This is a genomic window from Paenibacillus sp. An7 (assembly GCF_009870785.1).
In the GTDB taxonomy this organism is placed as follows: Bacteria; Bacillota; Bacilli; order Paenibacillales; family Paenibacillaceae; genus Paenibacillus.
Genome location: NZ_WTWX01000018.1, coordinates 16968 through 37414, shown reverse-complemented (window position 1 = coordinate 37414; position 20447 = coordinate 16968). Strand labels below are relative to the sequence as shown.

The window sequence follows — 20447 nt, the reverse complement described above, 5'->3', positions numbered from 1 at the left end:
CTAATCAAAAAGTGAAAGAAAACTGTAAATCGTCTTGTTTCTAATTGCTTGCTTTATCTAATCCCGCTCGGGACGTTAAAAAAAATCGCTAAAATAGCGACTTCAATGGGACTTCTTATAAAATTGTTTAATTTTTAACTACCTCTTCTAAAGCTTTTACTATATTGCATACCCCATGATCATCCCAGATTAGGATATGACATTTATCTTTCTTCAACTTTTGCAGTGCACCCAGGCGGTGATTCCCATCTCTTATACTTATGTATCCATTTCTGTTCTCCGCGATTAATGGAGGCATATCCCAGCCTTCTTCTAACCGTTTACATATCTGATTGATATTATGGTTCCACCAATTCTCATCTTCAACATACTCCATATCTAATTCAGGTCCAACAATTCTCTTGAGAAATCTTGTTTCCATTTCTACGGGTCCAAGCCAGTATCTTGTTTTCAATTTCAGTCCCTCTGATAATCCTACGTTGCCACCTTCCCCATTCAAAAAAAGATGAACCCATGTTTCTAGATCATTCTTTGAAGCATACTCCATTGCTGAATTCATCGTATATATTGTCATAAATTATCACTCTCTCTTTTCTCCAATTTATGATGCTTCAGGGTCGTTCATCTTTTGATATCTATTACTAGTTTTGTTACAAAAAGACTTTAAACATCATGATCAATACAGATGCAATCATAGAATCTTCATTTGGTATACCCCCGCCTCACCGAGAAAATCTTTTCTAGTCAATCCTTCTTCTCCAAGCAATATCCGATAATTCGTGATCGTACCATCATGTGAAATAATGAATATTTTTTTATAGTTTTTCCGGGTCCACTCTACTAACTGCTCAGCATATCCTTCGAAAACATCTTGTTCAATCCTATTCACTCCTTCTTTCCAGCAATCCAGATTGAAATCAAGAACTTTAGTATCTCCATAGAGATTTATAATCTCTGTTTTAGATAGAATCCGATCACATTTCAAATCAGGAAGTTCAGGGTTCTGAGGAAACATTCTCGGACCAACAAGTGGAGATATAATGAAGTCCATACCCTTCGTTAAAATAGTTGCGGTCTCCATTGTACGTTTAGTAGGACTTACAAGAATCAAATCTTCAGGTTCAATTTTAATTTCATTTCGCAGCTGAGCTACTTGGAATCTGCCATACTCTGTAAGACTAGGATGCAGAGTATTCAAACGATCTGGATAATCGTTGAGATGTTCTCCATGACCATGCCGGATAAATATATATTCCATTTACTGTACCCCCCTAAATCTAAAATCCGATTAGCAATATTCTATTGTCTAGTAAGCTATCTTGGCCGTTAGGTCAACGAAAAATCAGAACGCAGTGTTTAGCGCATTTCGTTGAATTTAAAGTATCTGTCCTCTCTTGTAGTACCTCTCTATAAAAAGGATTATAATATATGGAATTGTAATTAGAGTTACCATCTGTGTACCCTTTATCAAACTAACACCTACAAAATAATAACTTATAAGCAATAGAGCACTAAAATATATACACACATCTAGAAATGGTTTCATACCTTTCAGCCTCCTTGTCTTTATCTAATCTGCGAAATAATTGTTTCGACAACCACAATCCCTCAATAGATAGTGTATCAATAACCCCTGGGATTATTTCACAATATTTAGCAAGTAAATACCTTTTTTATTGGCTTGTCCTTCCTTTTGAGTACTAAATACATGTTACACTTTCTGAAGTTTAAGAAACATTAAGGAAGTCTTTAACGTTTAATAGAACGGAACGTATTTCTGAAGACAGAGGTGATTGAATTAATACACATAAAAATCGCGTCCACTTGATCGATGGACTACGAGGGTTCAGTCTCGCTGGCATCGTGCTAGCGAATATGCTAATTTTTCAATATGGTCAATTCGGAGGCAGCGAACCGCAGTTGTTCGGAATCAAGGGGATGGACCTTGCTTTCTACTCATTCCTCTCCATCACGGTAGTGGGTAGCTTCATGCCAATTTTCGCGTTTATGTTCGGTTTCGGAATGATTAAACTGTCGGAAAGCTTGAAAGCAAAAGATCTCCGTCCGAAATGTCATCTGAGCCGCCGTTTTATACTGCTGATCGTATTAGGAATATTGCACTCCGTTTTTCTGTGGGAGGGGGACATCCTAACGTTTTACGGCGCTACTGGTTTCTTTCTTCTACTGTTTTTAAACCGGAAACCGAAGACTCTATTGGTCTGGGCGGTACTACTATTTACAGGAGCGGGTCTTCTTGGTTTACCTGCTTCAAATCCAGTGGATCAACTGGTTTCTATGACACCGCATATGCAAAACTACATCTATCAAAGTCAGGATATATACAGCAGCGGTAGTTATGTGGAGATCAAGAATTTTCGTAACAATGCTGATCCGTTTGGAGAGATGGAGGCAATGGTCCTTATTTTTGCGCTGATATTGGCTCCGCTTATGACTGTGCCCATGTTCCTGCTCGGCATGTGGGCTGCCAGACTTAAGACTTTTGATATTCCACAAACGATGAGACGTACCTATTTTCGACGTGCCATGTTTCTGATTCCGATCGGTTTGACACTCAAATCGTATAGCGTACTTACTCCGCAGCTCGGCGTAAAAGGGTGGCCTGGCATGGGAATTGGGGAAACGCTCGGAGGTTCGCTGCTTGCACTTGGTTATATCTATGCTTTTGCTCTGCTGTATACGAGAAGCCACCGCCCTGCCCTCATTGACAGGTTCGAAGCAGTCGGTCGTCTCTCATTGACAAATTACCTGATGCAAAGTGTGATTTGTACGACGATCTATTATGGATATGGTTTTGGACTGTTTGGTCGTGCTGGCGTGTTCGTCGGTGCTGTCATCGCAGTTGCCGTCTATGCTTTTCAATTATGGATTAGTCCCATCTATCTGAAGAAGTTTCGTAGTGGTCCGGTCGAACATGCGCTTCGAATTTGGGTATACCTCTCTTGGAGAGGACAGCCGAGAAAGAAAAAGATGGTGCACCAGAACTCTGGGGAAAGTACGCCTAGCGTCAACTAAAAGTGAAACTGATCCATTTTACCAACTAACTTAAAATTTATATATTTAGTTAGGAGGACTATTATATGAACAAACTCAAACGGAAAGCGGCTCTTGTCATACTTACGACAGTCTTCGTCATTGGTTGTTCTAATACATCTACGGATGCATTAGAACAATCAAGAATACAAGAACTCCGGAAGGACTACCCCCTATCTACGGGAACTGTCCCTTATATAAATATGAGAGATATCCCTTTTAAAGAAATTTTAGACATTGCAGATTCAGTGATCGTTGCAGAAGTGATCAGCCAAGTTGTAGATGTCAGTGTAGAATTACCTGCAGAGCCAGGTACTCCCGAAGGTAAATTAGCTGAGAAAGATAAGAGTAGAGGATTTGAGCCTTATAAGCCGACTTTCATATCGTATGAAGTAACCGTTGATGAAGTAATTATTGGTGATGAAGTGAAAGATACAGTAAATATGATGTATAATTCAGAGTTATCGGAGATGGAGCCACGTTTAAGGCCGGGAATGAAGATTATTGCAGCCGTTAAGAAAATGGCTGGACCACAGCAAGAAGAAGGAAGTTATTCTTTTACTCGCTATGGTACCTACTATATCGTAGATGATCGTTATGTTCTTTCTGCTTTTGATAGTGATTCGGAAGAAATTAGTAACTTCACAAATATAACGAATGGGAGAACAATTGATCACTTAAAGAGTAAAATTAAAGAACTTTGGAACTAGACACCTTAGAGTATTTTACAACAATTAGATTTTTAAAAATAATAGTTCAAGTTAAATCTTCATTTAAAACGGGTTTTCTCCTTTTATAAAAGGAATAAAAATAATATAGACAGAGCCAATAAGAAAAAGCCAAAATGCTATAGATTTTATGCGATGCCTGAAAAAGGTGTTATGCCTTTTAACGAACAGACCGCGGATCAGGGTGTATAGAAAAAACAATAAGTATGAGACTCCGAACCAATTTACCCATACGTTTCCCGTGTAACGAATACCATAACCTTCAAGTGTGGGTCTCAATACTGTATCTGTTACGATGAACCCAATGATTAAAAATCCTACTACTTCGAAAGTTGTTAAAATATATGATTTCCAAATAGACAATCTGTTTCCCTCCTTCTGTTATTTATCCGTATCTAGAATAAAATATGTATAATCTCTCCAAACTCCTCATTGTAACAGAATTTTCAGGTTAACTGAACCTCTAGTGTAATGTCACATTATAAGCCACTCTCAATTATGTCACTAATTTTATAGAGAGTCCAAACTATTTTGCTCCCTTATCCATACAATATTCCGAATCTACTAGATTTCACTAGAGGAGGAGTATGAATGTTGCTGTGGTTAGGGCTTTTTATCACTAGCCTTATTATGTTCTCGATCATTCTCTATCGCTATTTGGATAAACGAGCTGATTCCAGGTTCCACCCCCATGCTAAAAACGAGCTTATCATCAAATTTATGGATGGAATATCGCAGGAGGATATGAATGCACTTCACAAGAAAACAAAATGCACAATTATGGAATCATACGATGATTTAGGCTTTTACCGGATAACTTCAAAGCGAAAAATGCGCAAAATGCTTAAACAATATTCGAAAAGTAAGTTGATTAAATTTGCTGAACCCAATCATAGGTATGAAGCATTCTTCACTCCAAACGACCCGTTCTTCCCGGGTTACCAGTATGGGCCGCAAAGAGTTGAAGCTCCTGCTGCTTGGAACATTACACAAAGTTCGGTGAATATCAGAATCGCCATTGTAGATACAGGTATTCAGTCGGATCACCCTGAACTTGCAGGAAAGTTGCTACCTGGGTACGACTATGTGGACTGGGATCCTAATACAAGTGATGGTAACGGACACGGAACACATGTGGCGGGAATTGCAGCTGCTGCTACAAATAACGGGATTGGTATTGCGGGTATGGCTCCCTTTGCTTCTATTATTCCGATCCGTTCCTTAGATAATAACGGAAATGGATTATTGTCGAGTGTGGCTAATGGTATCGTCTTTGCTGCTAATAACGGAGCACATGTGGTTAACCTGAGTCTGGGTTCTTTAGCGAATGATTCATTTCTTCAAGCGGCTGTGTTAAATCCACCTTTTCCAACTACGGTACATGGGTTGATGTTGCTGCTCCGGGAGAACAAATTCTATCTACCTACACGGGAACCAGCTACGCTTATTTAAGCGGAACATCGATGGCCGCTCCACACGTCTCAGGATTAGCAGCGCTCCTTGCATCTCAAGGTAGAACCAATACGAATGTAAGAGATTGTATTGTTTTTACCTGCGATCCGATACCAGGGACGGGAACCTATTGGACACAGGGGCGAATCAATGCACTTCGAGCTGTGCAGCAGCCTGTACTTTAGAACTTAGATAAATACTAAGAATCGTCCAAAGAAATCAGACGATATACAAATACAGCAGCGGCACTGGTTACTAAACGGTTGCCGCTGCTGTATTATGGAATTGTATGCTCTAATTCGTGCTTAATCCTCACGATTAAACAAAATAATAGCAGCTTTTCAGATCATAATGTTGAACGTGCCTCATCAAATTCAGAGACTACATTTTTATACGTAAAAATTCCATAGGAGAGTTTCTTACAAAATGTTTCTCGATAAATGTAAGAACGTCATCATTACCGGGGATACGAACTCTTTCGATCGCTTCAGTAAATGTCAACCATTCGTATTCACTATGTGAATTGTTTAAAGTCACTTCTTGCCCATCATTCACATATCCCACAAATACCGGCGCAACATAAATGTAGTTTTCATTGGCAGAGTAGAATTGATCATATTTATTTGAAGTAAAAAGGGAAACTTTTGTTATACCTGTCTCTTCACGAATCTCTCTTAGTGCAGCCTCCCAAGCTTTTTCCCCTTCTTCAATACCGCCGCCAATATAGCACCATACACCCCTTAATACTGGAGTAGCTCGCTTTAATAACAGCACTTTGTAACCATAAGGTGTGCTTTTAAGTAACACTACTGCAATGCCTTTACATCTCAAAGGAACTTCATGTTGTACTCTGTTCATAATTCCCCCCCCAGCCATGAGTCGTTTTAACAGTTTGTCTATTTCCCTATTCTCGTTTAATTGGTATGTAGGCCTAATCGATCACGACTACAAGACAAACTCAGCATATACTTCACCCGAAGGATGGGTACTCCCTGTCTCAACAAAGCCTAGTGATGAATATAAATTTTTGGATACTACGTTTTCAGGTTTATAGGTAAGTTCAACGACCCTGGCTTTCCCATAAGGAGACGATTTTGAAAGGTCTATCACTTTTACCATGGCCTCTTTTCCATACCCTTTGCCTTGGTATCGTTTATCAATCATAAACTTAAAAACGCCATAGCTGCTGTATTTAAAATTTCTATCACCATCGTCATAATACATCATTATAAAACCAACCATTATCTCGTTTTTATAAATCGCATATGTAATAATAACCTGTCCTTCTTTTGAGGCAATATAAGCTTCTGCGAGTGCATGTTGATTCGATGAGATGAAGCGTTTCTGTTCCTCTGTAACTTGCAGCTCAATACATTCAATATAGTTATCCCACGTTATTTCTCTAAATTCCACTAATTGAACCCTCCCTGAAAATACCTAATATATATAAGAGTTCCTTATACATTGGGAGTATCCTCTTCGTGAGCTTAATAATTTTCATTCTGTAATGCAAATCCCACACATTCGAATTCCTAGATTTAGGAAAGTCAGATATAATAAAATGTTTCATTCTTGTATATTCACCTGACGCTCACATATCTTTTATGCTTACAGTCATTTTTACTCTTGAATCCTGATACCTTCATTGTAATGAATTCATCAGCTCATAATAATATTTAGAATCAGTAGTCTTATTAAGGTTATACCTGGCGTCTAATGTTTGTGGAGAAAACACATCCAATGCTTTTAAAATGTGTGCAAAAAATTCCAACGGAGCAATTCCAGATGCTGTGATCAGTTTTCCATCAGTTACAGCAGATGCCATTTTGTAATACTTTTCTCCTCTATAAGTAGGACAGATCATTTTAAGGTATTCTAGATCGTTGCTTGTATGCCCATATGAATTTAGTAGTCCCGCCTGGGCAAGTCCCATTGTAGCACCACATATCGCAGCAACCCATATACCTTCCCTTAAACATCTCTCAGCGATTTTTAGGATGGGGTGGTGAATAGTTTCTGTCCATGTATCTCCACCGGGTAAAATCAATAGATCTGATCTTTCAATGCTGCACACATCCAATTTGATGTTAGGCAGTATTGTAAGTCCGCCCATTGTAGTTACTGGAGTCTTATCAATTCCCACGGTAACTATTTTTGATGAGGTTAGCCCCTTTTTATAATACCTTCCCGAGTTTAGTTCGGCAGTTAAGTAGCCTATTTCCCAGTCTGCCATTGTGTCAAACACATAAAGATATACTGTATTATTCATTTGTAAATTCTCCTTATATTACAATTCATCAAGTGATACCAACCACCGGTAATCAATGATTATCATTATTATAAAAAGACTTCACTGACATCCGCTGTCAGTGAAGCCTTTAAAGAAGTTGATAATATTCCATTAATTCTGACACAACTTCAACAAGTTTCTCCTTCAAACTCTGTGGTTCGACTACTTGAATGGATTTCCCGTAGGATAAGAGAAAATTAGGAACATAGGTATGAAGTGTTTTTTCCTCAAGTATAAAGATTGCTTGATTGGAGGTACGCTCTTTTAGATGATGGCCTAAAAACCAATGCAGGCATAAGTCATCCAATGCCTCTGACCTACCTTCAATCATTAAGGTGATTAAGTCGTTCTTGTCGACTAAATCAGGTAATAGATTTCCTAAAAAAAATTCGCGAGCCAAAAATGCTTCGGAACGCTTAAATATGTTTTGAGTACGCTTGATTTGTAAAATTCGATCTACCCGAAAGCTGCGCATCTCATTTCTCAGGTGGCAAAATGCAACAATATACCATTTATTGTTCCAGTAGACCATTCCATAGGGATCTATAACCCTAGTCTTGGGTTGATCATCACGGCGTGTGCGATATTCAATTTCTACGGAGAACTCGTTTGCTACTGCTTGCTCCAATTCCGCCAATACTGGCTGAATAGAAGGGTCTCCCTTACGGTTTATAACTTCAAATCCGGCTAAATGACGGTTGAGCACACTTTCCTGTTCTTGATTCGAATACATTTTCAATTTGGATGTCGCATTACCTAATGCCTCACTCAAAGGGTATCCGGCTTCTTTTGCAAAAACAGTAGCATGAAGAAGTGCTTTTTTTTCTTCCATATCAAATAGCAGAGGTGCTCTGATAAAATTATTCAGCAAGCTATATCCACCGTTATGACCCGTGTCGGATATTATAGGCACTCCACTGGCACATAATGCATCAATATACCGATAAACTGTCCTAATATTTATTTCTAACTTTTCGGATATTTGTTTTGCGGTCATTTTAACGCCCGAATTCAGCATCCATAGTATTGCCAGCATATTATCGTTTTTTGGCATCACATATACCTCATCTTTTACCTCATCTTTATTAGGATCACTTCTAAGCACTTAGCTTTTTAAGTCACCTGTATCCCTTTATTATCAATATTTCAGTCTTTCAATCCTCACATAGCATTCAATGTGTGTTGACTCCTGCAACTTAAACAATAAGTAGCAATTTTAACATTGCTGCTTTAACTCTCAACTCAACTTTCTGCTTTACCACGAATTGTTATGCAGTTGACCGAGTATGATTTAAGCTTCCCGATAGCTCAGAGAAAAAGCAACCAGTTTATTAATCGGTTGCTTACTTTTTACAAATAAACTTCCGCTTTTTTATTAGCTCAATAACCTAGTAGCTTAAAATAATAGGTACCTATATCCGTGTTTACAATCAAATCAATATTTCTAAATTTATTATATGTAGGATTTTCATTTTTATAGAAAGGACAAAATGTCACCTGAAGCTCCGGTATCATTATCACAAACTTAATTCTCCACTCTATACTTGATCCTCCCCCTAAATCTTCCAGGGGTCTTCGTGCAATCTTCCGTAGGCTGCGCCAATGCTACCGCCTTCTAACAGGCAGGCTTTAATTTTTTTCTGTAAGGATGTATATTGCGGAAGTTCGTGTATTGGAATATCAGTCCTTCCATAAACCCATCTAATAGAGCTGTCGTTCGTATCATCTACACGTATCAAGTCGAATGCCTTCTGAAAGCCGACTATATTTGAATTTTTAGACAGCAACTTAGCAAGGACAGGAGAAAGCAGCCAAGAATCACACACCATATCGGACTGAGCATACTCAGGAAAATATTTTGCGAAAAATTCCCTAGCATCCTCATATGACTTCCGCAAACTATCGAGCCTCATATCTGCATCTGCGGGGATATGTATATTTATTATCTTCTTTTCGTCCTGCTCGATCATTTCATATTCAAGAGCACCGATACGGAATTCGCGAAGTGAAATCTGTCTTGGAAACCACCATCCCCACGTGAATGCATATGTCCCATATATCTCGTAATGTTCCTCAATGAATCTGGTACAGAACTTTATCGTGTCCACAAAAATGGTCTCGCTGATTCCTCTTTTTTCGTATTCCCTATGTGTCTCTACTGCACGCAGAAGCATAAAAGTGAGCATTTTGCTCCCATCTGGATCATTTCCCAGAACCCCCTCTATTTCTTTAACTCCCTTTTCCCAGTCAGATGGATCATACAAGGCAGCAAAAAAGGGCTTTACTGTTTTCTCTTCGAATTCGCCTGCAAAGTCAAGCACTTTTCTTTTCATTTGATCCGGTAAGCAAATACGCTCACACACTTCTTCCAAAGTCATATTTGTATTCTCCTCCATCAGACAAAAGAAACAGCTAATTAATTTAGGACCGTATCCAACTGAATCGCGGTTACAAAGTCTCCTCTTAAAGATGTCTCTTTTCTTGATAAAAATAAATTTCGTATAATTTTCTCCTGAAAGGTATATTTCTTCTAATCTCATTTCTTACCTTTAACTCTATTTTATTCTAATAAAAAGTGCAATGATTTAGTCTCCAATGCGGGTAACATTGGATTAATGATTTTCAATTAACTCATGGTTTCTTTATCCCATTATCGTATTCTTCAGCGGTTCATTTCTTGGAAGCACTGAAGTAACGAATTATTCCTTAAAAGAAAGGTATACTCTATCATAACTTTTCGTATAACTGCCCAGTAGCTTAAAGAAAAAGCAACCGGTCTATTGATCAGTTGCTTACTTTTTCTAATTAAACTATCGTTTTTCCATTAGCAGTGTAAAGACACTACACAATTTCCTGGTAAAGATTTTCTTAATCTTTTAACAAGTCCGCTATCCAAGTTTCTGAGCCAGGGATTATATCTGTCCTACCATAAACAAGCCAATGCAATGTTTTGATCAGCCAACATAAACCACCTATTTGTAATTGCCAGATTAGATAATCCATTTGATAAGCAGTTACGTTAAGATAAGCATATAATATTTCCTCTCTTGTAAGACTCCCCAAAGAGTGAGCCTCGTTGACCATGTTCCACCCGTTTCATTCAAAGCTGTTCTAAGTCGTCCAGGAGGAGTTGTCCAACCTTCCAAAATAGATGCTTGAAGTGCAGCCGGAAGAATTCATTAATCTTCTGGCCAGAGCCTACTGCTGAATCTGTCTGTTCCTCTTTTTTGGACAATAAAAACAGTCAATCATATAGACTAACTGCTTGGATCGTGAATATTAGATTATAAAAAAATCTCGAATTTACTTATCCTTGTTCTGCCGTTCATAATCTATTAAGGATCCAATCACTATGCCTAATAACATTCCAAAACCTGCTCCGAGTGATATACTGATACCTACGTTAAGGTCTAAGAAACTATTTACGATCAAGCTTACACAAGCCCCACTACTAAATCCAATTATAAGAAATATGGTTAAATATTTATTTTTATCGTTGTTCATCGTTTCCTCCTCAAATCCATATTGCTTTTTTTGATTTCAGAACCATATTTTTCCGTGAAACCGTCAAATGCATAATGAACAACTAGAATGTTTCCTCGTTTATACTCTGTTACTTTAGTTAATGTAGTAATGGTGTACTCTGCATTTTTAACGGCATTCTCAACTTGGCTCGAAGATTTAAAAAAATAGTAAAGAATAATAACAGAATGTTTAGAAAATTCACCTTTCTCATGCGATCATCACCAAATAAATTCGCTATCCCTTCGATAGTTTACATACCCTCCAAGGTGTTCGTGTAAGGAGCAGTTAATTGATAGTGTTGTATCCTTACTTCATCATTTTCCGACAAGCGCTTTCATTATAGTTGCGCCAATCACTAACATTACATTGTCCGTATTCATTCCAACCTACAGCTAGATATAACGCTTTTAGTGATTAATAAGTTGAATTAATCTGCCAAAAGTAGCTAAGAGAAAAAGCACCAGTCTATTGATCGTTGTTTACTTTAAAGGGAGCAGTTGCCAACTGGCGAGCTGCTGCCTGCTATGTTCAGCTATCGTTTCTCCGTTAACTTCAATTTAAAATCTTGTTTTATCAGATAGTTTGTCTACAGTACCCTCTCCGAAGACTTATTACGAACTATGATGTAAGGTCAGTGATTCATATAATGTGCATATAGTTGCTCGAATGTTGTAAAACGTTCGACTTCTCTGCCCACCTTCCCATACTCGTCTAAATATTCATCCATCACTTCAAGGAACTTCTCTTTCATAACTGGTAAATTATTTGCATCAAAGTACTGCATAATATCAAATTTCTTGGTTCCTTTCTCCTGAGCCATTTCATCAAGATACCCTTGTGCTCCATAGATCGAAAGAAAGACGTAGGAAGCATCATTCGTTATAACACTGTTTAAAATTTTATTGCGGTAGTTGCACCATAATTCTTCATATGTTCCCCTCAGATTATCAAAGGTCGGAGCAGGTTTAACCATGAAGTTATCACACATCGTGCTATGTAACCTCTTAACGCTATTCAACATATTAAAAGATGCTATTCGGATATCTTCAATGGTACGAGCCTCGATGATTGACATGTATAAGGAATCGAGATCATCAGGAACATAGCGCAACGAGCGTATCTCTTCCAAATATCGTTTGATTCCTCGTTTGATGCACGTGTTATTCATACTTACCAAAGCATTGACTAGATTGTACAGAACTTCGGCAGATGCATGTCGCACTGAACCGATATCTTCACCTAGCATCGTATCGCTGTATGCTTGTTTAGCCAAACCGATCCATTTATTTGCTCGATAAAGACATGCTTCTCCTATTGGATTCGCAAGTGCATCAAGTGCTTTTTGCCTGAAGGCGTTCAATTTATCCAAATCCTCAGGCTTTGCATAGTAGAGTATTTTGAGATCGGTTAAACTTGATACGTTAGGACTCTCCAAGGTGGATTGCTCTTGTATTCTCGAATCCCATAGCGTGCAATAGATGTCATATCCAACGTCATCTAAGATAAAGCAATCAGATATTTCCCATCCCTTTTCTGTATTATTAATGATAATCAAATCAAGATCGCTTTTTTCGTGAAAGTCCCCGGTGTTAAATGAACCCGTAAGCCCAATAATTGCGATATCGTCTAGAAAATCTCTTTTTACCCGTTCAATCACCATGTTAATGAGAAGTTCATTTTTGCCCAGCAGCTTTTTCTTTATAATTTCGTCCATTCGTTGCACCACCTTCGTATGATCCGGCCGTCCTTCATCATAACAACCTTAACTTGAGTCTATCGATTTAAAGGTGCGGTTACTATGTATAAGTTGATTTAATCCATCTTTGAACAAATAAACAAAAACCGCTAAACCGTTGATACAACCAGTTTAGCGGATTTTATTAATTCTTTTTATAAACAATTTTCTTTATGCTTTCGCAGGACAAGAAATACCGTTCCGCCAACTCCTCTATGCTGACTCCATTGTGGAATAAGGAGTTAATCTCCGCGTTTCGAGCAGAGACCTTGCTCTTGCTTTGTGTTTTCTCGCCCCATTTTAGATGTGCCTCTTTGCGTTTCGGGATATAAACCAATTCACCTTGAACATATTGTTGAATGATACGTAGCAATTCTTCTGGAAAAACAGACTCGGCTTTTGAATATTTCATGCGCCTCACTCCTTATTTAATAAATCAATAAGGTGCAAAGCCAGTTAACAGAATATTACGATTCGTCGTTGGCAAAATGATTGTTCCTAAACTCTATGCAAAGCTTTGCCATATCCTTAACTGGCTTTGCATAGAGACATGCATGTAAGAACCCCACCCCGATTGTTTTCAATAGCCTCACCTCCATAGAAAACAGATAGCTGCTACCAGCTATTATATCAAGCTTGTTGTTCAATTGTTTAAACATGTCTTTTTAAGCTGCTGTTTTTTACTAATGTTTTCTCCGTCAGAGAAGCGTTTCAGTACATTTTTTGAAACGTCCGTAATTATCTTAAACGACTAATTCCTTTAATCCAGGTTCAAAATTTGTTAAATCAGAAAAGCTTTGACCTGTTTCGTTTATCTCCAAGAATCGGTTCATAACAGTGTCTTTATCTCCTTCTGTTATCCATAGTGAAGATAAGTATTTTGCAAGACCGTAAGAGTTCAGTTTATGTCCGTTATCTAACACAAGTCCAAACATCCTTAGAGAATCTTCATGTTTTTCTATTCTATTAAATGAGCATCCCAAATTATTTAGAGCGATGAGTAATGATCGCTTTGAAGTCCGGGGATAGTTTAGTTGACTCCAACTTCCCAACAATGGTGGTGCTGATTCAACATTTTCTATCGAGCAAATTTCATCCAAATGTGTTGGAAGTAATTGATATATACAAGAAATAATTGAATTTATCCCCTCTTCATCTTTATGTAAATAATTCCGTTCCAAGAGTAACGAAAAATATGCAATTTTTGAGAAAAGAAGATTCTGCCAAGTGTCGTCCTCATGAATTAACCTCAACATATTTTCAAGAGCAATATCGAGTACTTGTATATTTTTTAATGTTACTGAGGATGCAGCAGCGGTCCGATGACTTTCAAAACGCACAGCCCGATTTTCACGCGATCTATTCGAATGTGTACAGGCGTATAGATACCATTCAGTCCAATCCTTGAAATGGTCTGTCAGGGACAAAGTTAATGCTTGTGTAGCGTCTGATACTAACCAGTGGAGTTTTTCCGGATATAATGCTGTCTTCCCCCAGTTAACAAACTTTAAGTGATTCTGATACAAATCATTCGTGTTCCTTAGTAAAGCATAGTTATCGGAAAGATTCCAATATACCCAGCCTTCTTCATCTAATGATAGCTTCTTCGATTTCTTGAAATCATGAAGGAGGTCAATTATTTCGATACTATCGTTAGCGTTAACTAGTTGATTGAATTTTTCATAAATATCCATTTTTCCACCAACCTTTTCGAAGGGATATATGGATTATACATACTTCTTCAAACTTATAACAGACTGGTAATCACTCCCTTATTTGGTATAATTAAATCATGATAAAAGGTAACGCGGATCAGGATCGCAGGTCTGTCGAATTCATAGCAATCTTCTCACGTTTCGGTTGCCACTTATTTGGCGGTCTTTCTCCAAATCAACACTTATAATTTCAAACAAGGGATTTAACGATTCCTTAAAGCCTCAATCATCTGCTAGAATAACAATTTCATCACTATTACCATAATAATCATATCTAGAAGCATTCCTTAACTTCTTTAAATTCGTCATGAACAGCTTTTCAGCTATCCTTATTGACTGCATAGTCACTGCGAACCCACAATATATGCTCTCTTCTGTCCAGTGACTATGCCTTGGTTATTTACAACATGGCACTCTTTAAATGCCTCAGATCTTGTTTTATAAAAAGATTGTACCACACTGAAAAAATGTAAATTAACCATATTCGACGTGAGTAGTCGCCTTTATTACTCCGATGCAGGATAAACATCTTTTCGATTATATTCGTATTGAATATTTCATCGATGCCACTATATCGTATTTCTTCAAACATTGTATCTGACACTGGAGTCCTAAGCCAATCACGAAGAGGTACGGGAAATCCTAATTTCGGGCGATGCACAATAGCTTCGGGAACAATTCCTTCCATAGCTTTACGCAAAGCAAGCTTTGTTGTTTTTTTGCCAATCCGATTGGATACAGGTATTTTTTTCGCCGTTTCGAAGACCTCTTTATCTAAAAAAGGTACTCTTAATTCTAATGAATGTGCCATGGACAACTTATCTGCTTTTGATAAAATGTCTCCAGGTAACCAAAAATTCATATCAATATACTGCATTCTCGTCGTAGGATCTAGGTGAACTGTCTTATCATAAAAAGGTTTAACAATATCCGCGGGATGTAAAAAGCTATTTTGAGCGTGTACCGATTCATGAAGCAAATTCATATTTCCGCTTTTGTTAAAAATATTAGCATTACCGAAAAAACGCTCTTCTATAGGTGTTAAACCACGAAGTAAATAATTTTTTCCATAAAACGGGTATGGGTACAAGGATAATGATTTTCGTAACGAATCCTTAATAAAGTTGGGCATCCAGGTTAAGGGTCTTAATGCATCTGGTTCTCTATAAATTCTGTATCCTCCGAATAATTCATCAGCGCCTTCCCCTGATAGGACAACGGTAACATGTTCTCTAGCAAGCTGATTTAGATGATAGAGGGCAACGGCGGAAGGATCCGCAACAGGCTCATCTAGATGCCACACCGTTTTGGGGACACTTTCAAAAAAGTCTTTTTGCGATAATATGTGAAAATAATGATCTGTCCCTAGGCTGGCAGCGGTTTGATTTGCAATGGTCGTTTCATTGTTCGGTCCTTCAAATCCAATCGAAAAGGTTTTTGTCGACTCTTCTGCACTCATCATTGCAGCTATAGCTGTGGAATCAATTCCACTGGACAAAAAACATCCTCTACTCACATCGCTTTGTAAATGAAGATTTACAGACTCTTTCAATTTCCACTGAATTTCTTCTGCATAGTCTGTTAAAGATCGTTCTACTGGTTGAAAATTAGGTTCCCAATATTTCTCGATCTTCATGTCACCATTCGAACTAACCATTAATCGTTCTGCAGGTCCTAATTTATGAATATCTTCAAACATCGTATCGGGTTGAGGGACATACTGAAAAGTTAAGTAACTGAACAAACTTTGATACTGAAGCTTTCTAGGAACCCCTTGAACCGCAAGTATGCTTTTGATTTCCGAAGCAAACAGAAAATTATTCTCGTCTTTGAAATAATAAAAAGGCTTGATCCCGAAATGATCTCTTGCAGCAAAAAGGGTTTGCTCCTTAAGGTCCCAAATCGCAAAACTAAACATTCCACGTAAATGATGAACACATTCCTTACCATATTCCTCAAATAAATGCACAATGACCTCTGTATCTGACTGCGTGTAAAAATGATGTCCCTTTAGCTTAAGTTGATCTCGCAGTGTTTTATAGTTGTAGATCTCACCATTAAAAACAATCCAAAGGGTACGATCTTCATTCGCCATTGGTTGGTTGCCGTCTCATAAATCTATAACCGACAACCTGCGGAAACCTAGACCCATTCGAGAATCGAGCCAAACACCCTCATGATTAGGACCTCGATGGTTCATTGCCCCAGTCATTTGTTTTAAGGTTTCTTCTTGTGGTTGCTGTCCGTTATACTTTAATATTCCTGCAATTCCGCACATACTATTCTAGTCCTTCCTATAATAAAGATATTGGATATAGAGTCCCCACAATTGCTTGAATCAATCATCATTTTTCTAAAGAAATCACTTACTCAACTTTCGCGTGAAGAAGACACCGCTCGCTGAAACGTGTATTTTAACAATTCATGATTAGGAACATATATTAGTACATATGGAGATAAGGAGGCGTAGAAATTGCCCATTGATAAGGACCTACGAGATATAGAAATTGCCAAGCTAGCTTTTATAGGGGGTTCCATTGCTACATTAGGTGATGGAATCGCTGCGCTAGCTGCCGGTTTAGCGTTAGAAGCTTTACAACAGGATTATAAAACCAAAAACAATAGTCGTACCGCTTCTATTAAATCAACTAAGAAACAACTTGATCATTTTATTAACGAGTTAGTTAAGATCAGGAATAATGTTGGTTGACAATTACTGTATCCCCAGCTCTTCAGCCGTTTTTTTTATTGCGCAGTATGCGTTAAAAGTGAAATAAAACCTCCACTTATTTTGTTCAACTCATCTGCCCATTATCATTATCCTTCGAGCAATATTTCTCTTTGACCTGGATATTCTGATCTGCCGTATGAAATAAAAATCTACTTTTTCTTTACTGGTATCCAAATCTCCCCTGTATGATGTCCTGCCGGTCCATAGTACATTTCAAAACTAGGTGCTTCAATCTGTTCATACTCCGAAGTTGGAAACCACTCGAAATATATTCGATCCCATAGTTTTTGTAAGTCACATTGCGGCTCTGAGAAAATAGCCCAAGTTGAAGCAGGAACCGTAAGTTTTGTGAATTTATCGGGGATTTCAAGCTCCTTTGGTAGGTTGTAACATACCATGTACTTAAAAGATTCTCCATTATCATCATATAAGGCAGCATGCAGCATCGTGTCTGGAAAACGTCCCAATAATTCGTTCATCAGATCAACACTGCCATCCTCATCACATTGTTTACGGAACCTAGGAACTTCAGAAAAAGCTATTTTCCTGTCGGAATTAATGAGGCCATAAACTCCAAACATCTCAAAAGACCCTCTTTGTTCAATTCGGTAATTCATTTCGACATCTCCTTTTATTGAAATAGAGAAGGACATTCGAGGATAGGCTTTTAGAGAAACACCTTGATCGCGCGCAGATATCGGCATGATTCCATGAAGGTTTTTAAATGCCCGTGCAAACGCTTCTGGCGAATCATATCCATATTTCATAGCTACATCAATAACCTTTGCACCCGTGGTCTGAAGTTCAAATGCTGCCAATGTCAACCGTCGACGTCGAATATACCCAGATAACGAGACTCCTGTAATAAACGGAAACATTCTTTGAAAATGATAAGTAGAGCAACAGGCTTTCTGTGCTAATTCATCATAGGAGATATTGTCCGTTAGATTCATTTCGATATACTCCATGGCGTTATTCATCCTGTCCAACCAATCCATCGTTTCCCCTCCCTTCAATATAAATTTATCGTAGATGAAAAATGATTACCTAGCATTTACTGCACGAAAAAGTCAGCATCTCGAAGATAATGTATCTCCATCTTTTAGGTAGTAACAATACCCAGCTGCCTGTTACAGCATCGTGCAACTTCCTGCAAATTTTATAAATTCACGCAGAAATCTTCAATAATTTCAACTCTTCAATTTTTACGGAGAAGGGTACTGCATCCTCTTTAGGTAAAAGGTTTCCATCACCGTCAAATATACTTCCTATAACACGAAGTTTAACAAATTGCAAAACTTTTCGGTTTAGGAATCAAATAGATCTTTCCATTTTAAAGCGTACGGGTAGCTCAATAACCTACCGATTTCTGCAATACAGAAACACTTTCCATGTAGAACGCTTTATTTTTATCAATCCCTCTATTTTTACACCAGACAACAGCATTAAATGCATCGTAAAAAGTATAAAAAGGCAGTATCGTTTCCAAATCGATCATAGGACGAATTGATGTATACCCTTCTGTATAAGAAGTTTTACTTTGAGGATTCACTTCCCAGACATAACGATTGATTTTAGTAAAATCTATTTCTGAGGATCCGCCCCGAGCACTCTCAAAATCAATAATTCCAGCAACGTCATTATTATGTATTAATATATTGCCTGGTCTAAAATCCATATGTACAACACAGGGACCATCAGGTTGCGGTAAAATGGGAAAGGCGCTTTCAAAATGATCTATACATTTTTCATAAAGCTGCCTTTCAAGCACATCCTTAGCAGGTTCTTTATACTTTTCAAAGTTATTTTTAATATAGAGTCTCCAATTGTTCTGATTGGAAAATTGAAAACCTTCGGTTCCTTGAGCACCATATCCAGGCATCTTAGTTTCATGCAGCATTGCATGTAATACTCCCATTTGGAATGCTAATTCATCGTTTATGGATCCTGTACACGGTATACCTTTTATTTCTGATAAAAGTAAGGCACCTGAGATTAAGTCGTCCCCACTCCAGATATCTAACACTTTTGGAACCGGTATTACCTCTCTCAACATTTCTAGCATTCGATATTCGCGATATAGTTTATCCCTGTTATAGGGGACCTTCGCATATACCGTTTCTCCATTAGTAAGATTCAGCTTGTATACTTGTGAACTAAAAGACTCAGGGACATGATCTATACTTATAACATTAAGGTTAAATCTATCTATAATCGTATGTACTAAGTTCAAATCGCACCTCGTATTTTATGAATGAAATGGCAACCTATGCATTTCTGCATATTATTGAGAAAGTCCTGCCTATTAACTTAAAAGAAAAAGCAACCGGTCTTTTGATCGGCTGCTTATTTGTTTTAAATCAAGGAGAGACTTTACGAAAAATCAAAGGAAAACGAACTAGGTTTACTTACCACCCTATGAACGATTGAGAACAACCGAGTGGCAATATCACCTTTAACATTTAGTCTGTACCCACCTCGAACCCTATCCACAAAGCCGAGTTCAATGCAATCTATAATTACTTTGTCAAAATTCATGTCTGCTGGTAGACGTGAGCGAAGTATCGACTCCTCTACTGGAGTGAAGTCAGGCTGTAAATATTCATTATTAAGCAATAAATCATATAGCATGGTTATAATATCCGGAGGTAAGATATTCATTGGAAACTCAACTAATTCATTCATTGCTTCAGTAGCTTCGTTTAAAAAAAGCGAGGTAGCGATGCAAACGAATCTATCTTTTGCCCATAGGCCTAATCCAGATGGACCTAGTTGGATTTGAGTTGTTGATGGATCTGATGCTGGCGTTTGTGCGTTTTGAGATGTTGCAGCAATCACCTCGCCCAGAAAATTGATTTTCTGTTCTTGTGTCATCGTCCGAAGTTCCGTTCGAATTTGAGGCAGCATGGCTTGTAAATTGCTAGTTCTTCCAAGCAAAAAGTCGGTTGTGCAATCAAAGACAGTCGCCAACTCCGTTATAAGAGAAATGTCGGGTAAGGAGTCGCCTTTTTCCCATTTAGACACTGCTTGTGCAGAAACATTTAGTAATAGCCCTAATTGTTCTTGTGTCATACTTTTGCTGTGACGAAGCTGACTGATTCTTCCTCCAATATGACTAGCATTCGCTTCTACGATTGATAACACCTCCATGAATTTATACTTTAATTATAATTACACTGCTATTTAATGGTATGGAGGTATAGTTTACAACTAAACCATT

Annotated in this window: 19 protein-coding genes and 2 pseudogenes; 5 read left to right on the top strand and 16 right to left on the bottom strand. The window is 37.9% G+C overall.

Features of this window, described 5'->3' with window-relative positions; genetic code table 11:
• Positions 1 to 127: 127 nt before the first annotated feature.
• Both GQY27_RS16750 and GQY27_RS16745 read right to left on the bottom strand, forming a co-directional pair.
• Positions 128 to 574 carry a ParB N-terminal domain-containing protein gene (locus tag GQY27_RS16750; protein ID WP_160036404.1) on the bottom strand — a complete coding sequence of 149 codons (447 nt, stop codon included), beginning with the start codon at positions 572 to 574 and terminating at the stop codon, positions 128 to 130.
• 117 nt (positions 575 to 691) lie between these two features.
• The gene (locus GQY27_RS16745; protein WP_160036403.1) at positions 692 to 1258 is read right to left on the bottom strand and encodes a phosphoglycerate mutase family protein; all 567 of its coding nucleotides are present in this window, start codon (positions 1256 to 1258) and stop codon (positions 692 to 694) included.
• A gap of 566 nt (positions 1259 to 1824) precedes the next feature.
• On the opposite strand from GQY27_RS16745, the gene GQY27_RS16740 reads away from it, so the two are divergent.
• From GQY27_RS16740 to GQY27_RS21795, 4 genes are all read left to right on the top strand, one after another.
• Positions 1825 to 3033, top strand: a complete 1209-nt coding sequence (locus GQY27_RS16740) for a DUF418 domain-containing protein (RefSeq protein ID WP_328803021.1) — start codon at positions 1825 to 1827, stop codon at positions 3031 to 3033.
• 65 nt (positions 3034 to 3098) lie between these two features.
• Positions 3099 to 3761, top strand: a complete 663-nt coding sequence (locus GQY27_RS16735) for a hypothetical protein (RefSeq protein ID WP_160036402.1) — start codon at positions 3099 to 3101, stop codon at positions 3759 to 3761.
• A 609-nt stretch (positions 3762 to 4370) separates the two neighbouring features.
• Positions 4371 to 5231, top strand: a complete 861-nt coding sequence (locus GQY27_RS16730; protein WP_236570636.1) for a S8 family serine peptidase — start codon at positions 4371 to 4373, stop codon at positions 5229 to 5231.
• The gene (locus GQY27_RS21795) at positions 5114 to 5416 is read left to right on the top strand and encodes a S8 family serine peptidase (RefSeq protein ID WP_328803022.1); all 303 of its coding nucleotides are present in this window, start codon (positions 5114 to 5116) and stop codon (positions 5414 to 5416) included. Before GQY27_RS16730 ends, GQY27_RS21795 begins: the two co-directional genes overlap by 118 nt.
• Positions 5417 to 5612: 196 nt before the next feature.
• On the opposite strand, the gene GQY27_RS16725 is transcribed toward GQY27_RS21795, so the two are convergent.
• The 10 genes and pseudogenes from GQY27_RS16725 to asnB form a co-directional block, all read right to left on the bottom strand.
• Entirely contained in the window at positions 5613 to 6089 is a 477-nt protein-coding gene (locus GQY27_RS16725; protein WP_160036401.1) for an NUDIX hydrolase, read from the bottom strand.
• 87 nt (positions 6090 to 6176) lie between these two features.
• Positions 6177 to 6644 carry a GNAT family N-acetyltransferase gene (locus tag GQY27_RS16720; protein WP_160036400.1) on the bottom strand — a complete coding sequence of 156 codons (468 nt, stop codon included), beginning with the start codon at positions 6642 to 6644 and terminating at the stop codon, positions 6177 to 6179.
• A 229-nt stretch (positions 6645 to 6873) separates the two neighbouring features.
• Complete coding sequence (locus tag GQY27_RS16715) at positions 6874 to 7500, bottom strand: type 1 glutamine amidotransferase family protein (RefSeq protein ID WP_160036399.1); 627 nt, start codon at positions 7498 to 7500, stop codon at positions 6874 to 6876.
• A 109-nt stretch (positions 7501 to 7609) separates the two neighbouring features.
• Positions 7610 to 8575, bottom strand: a complete 966-nt coding sequence (locus GQY27_RS16710; protein ID WP_160036438.1) for a helix-turn-helix transcriptional regulator — start codon at positions 8573 to 8575, stop codon at positions 7610 to 7612.
• 502 nt (positions 8576 to 9077) lie between these two features.
• Complete coding sequence (locus GQY27_RS16705) at positions 9078 to 9899, bottom strand: acyltransferase domain-containing protein (RefSeq protein ID WP_160036398.1); 822 nt, start codon at positions 9897 to 9899, stop codon at positions 9078 to 9080.
• A 925-nt stretch (positions 9900 to 10824) separates the two neighbouring features.
• Positions 10825 to 11025: a hypothetical protein gene (locus GQY27_RS16700; RefSeq protein WP_160036397.1), complete on the bottom strand. Its 201-nt coding sequence runs from the start codon at positions 11023 to 11025 to the stop codon at positions 10825 to 10827.
• A gap of 652 nt (positions 11026 to 11677) precedes the next feature.
• The gene (locus tag GQY27_RS16695; protein ID WP_160036396.1) at positions 11678 to 12760 is read right to left on the bottom strand and encodes a nucleotidyltransferase domain-containing protein; all 1083 of its coding nucleotides are present in this window, start codon (positions 12758 to 12760) and stop codon (positions 11678 to 11680) included.
• A gap of 166 nt (positions 12761 to 12926) precedes the next feature.
• Positions 12927 to 13193 (bottom strand): CD3324 family protein, encoded by a 267-nt coding sequence (locus tag GQY27_RS16690; RefSeq protein WP_160036395.1) that lies wholly within the window; start codon positions 13191 to 13193, stop codon positions 12927 to 12929.
• A 331-nt stretch (positions 13194 to 13524) separates the two neighbouring features.
• On the bottom strand, positions 13525 to 14475 hold the full coding sequence (locus GQY27_RS16685) for a hypothetical protein (RefSeq protein WP_160036394.1): 951 nt from the start codon (positions 14473 to 14475) through the stop codon (positions 13525 to 13527).
• Between the two features lie 421 nt (positions 14476 to 14896).
• Positions 14897 to 16774: pseudogene (gene asnB / locus GQY27_RS16680) on the bottom strand (asparagine synthase (glutamine-hydrolyzing)).
• Between the two features lie 195 nt (positions 16775 to 16969).
• On the opposite strand from asnB, the gene GQY27_RS16675 reads away from it, so the two are divergent.
• A complete protein-coding gene (locus GQY27_RS16675; RefSeq protein ID WP_160036393.1) occupies positions 16970 to 17206 on the top strand; it encodes a translation initiation factor 2 in 237 nt (78 codons plus the stop codon).
• 170 nt (positions 17207 to 17376) lie between these two features.
• Here the strand turns inward: GQY27_RS16675 and GQY27_RS16670 are convergent, their stop codons facing one another.
• From GQY27_RS16670 to GQY27_RS16655, 4 genes and pseudogenes are all read right to left on the bottom strand, one after another.
• Positions 17377 to 18225 (bottom strand): AraC family transcriptional regulator, encoded by an 849-nt coding sequence (locus GQY27_RS16670; RefSeq protein WP_160036392.1) that lies wholly within the window; start codon positions 18223 to 18225, stop codon positions 17377 to 17379.
• A gap of 169 nt (positions 18226 to 18394) precedes the next feature.
• A pseudogene (locus GQY27_RS16665) lies at positions 18395 to 18579 on the bottom strand (DUF2441 domain-containing protein); the annotation flags it as partial.
• Positions 18579 to 19460 carry a phosphotransferase family protein gene (locus GQY27_RS16660; RefSeq protein ID WP_160036391.1) on the bottom strand — a complete coding sequence of 294 codons (882 nt, stop codon included), beginning with the start codon at positions 19458 to 19460 and terminating at the stop codon, positions 18579 to 18581. The gene GQY27_RS16660 and the pseudogene GQY27_RS16665, both read right to left, overlap by 1 nt.
• A gap of 140 nt (positions 19461 to 19600) precedes the next feature.
• On the bottom strand, positions 19601 to 20377 hold the full coding sequence (locus tag GQY27_RS16655) for a helix-turn-helix domain-containing protein (protein WP_160036390.1): 777 nt from the start codon (positions 20375 to 20377) through the stop codon (positions 19601 to 19603).
• Positions 20378 to 20447: the final 70 nt, after the last annotated feature.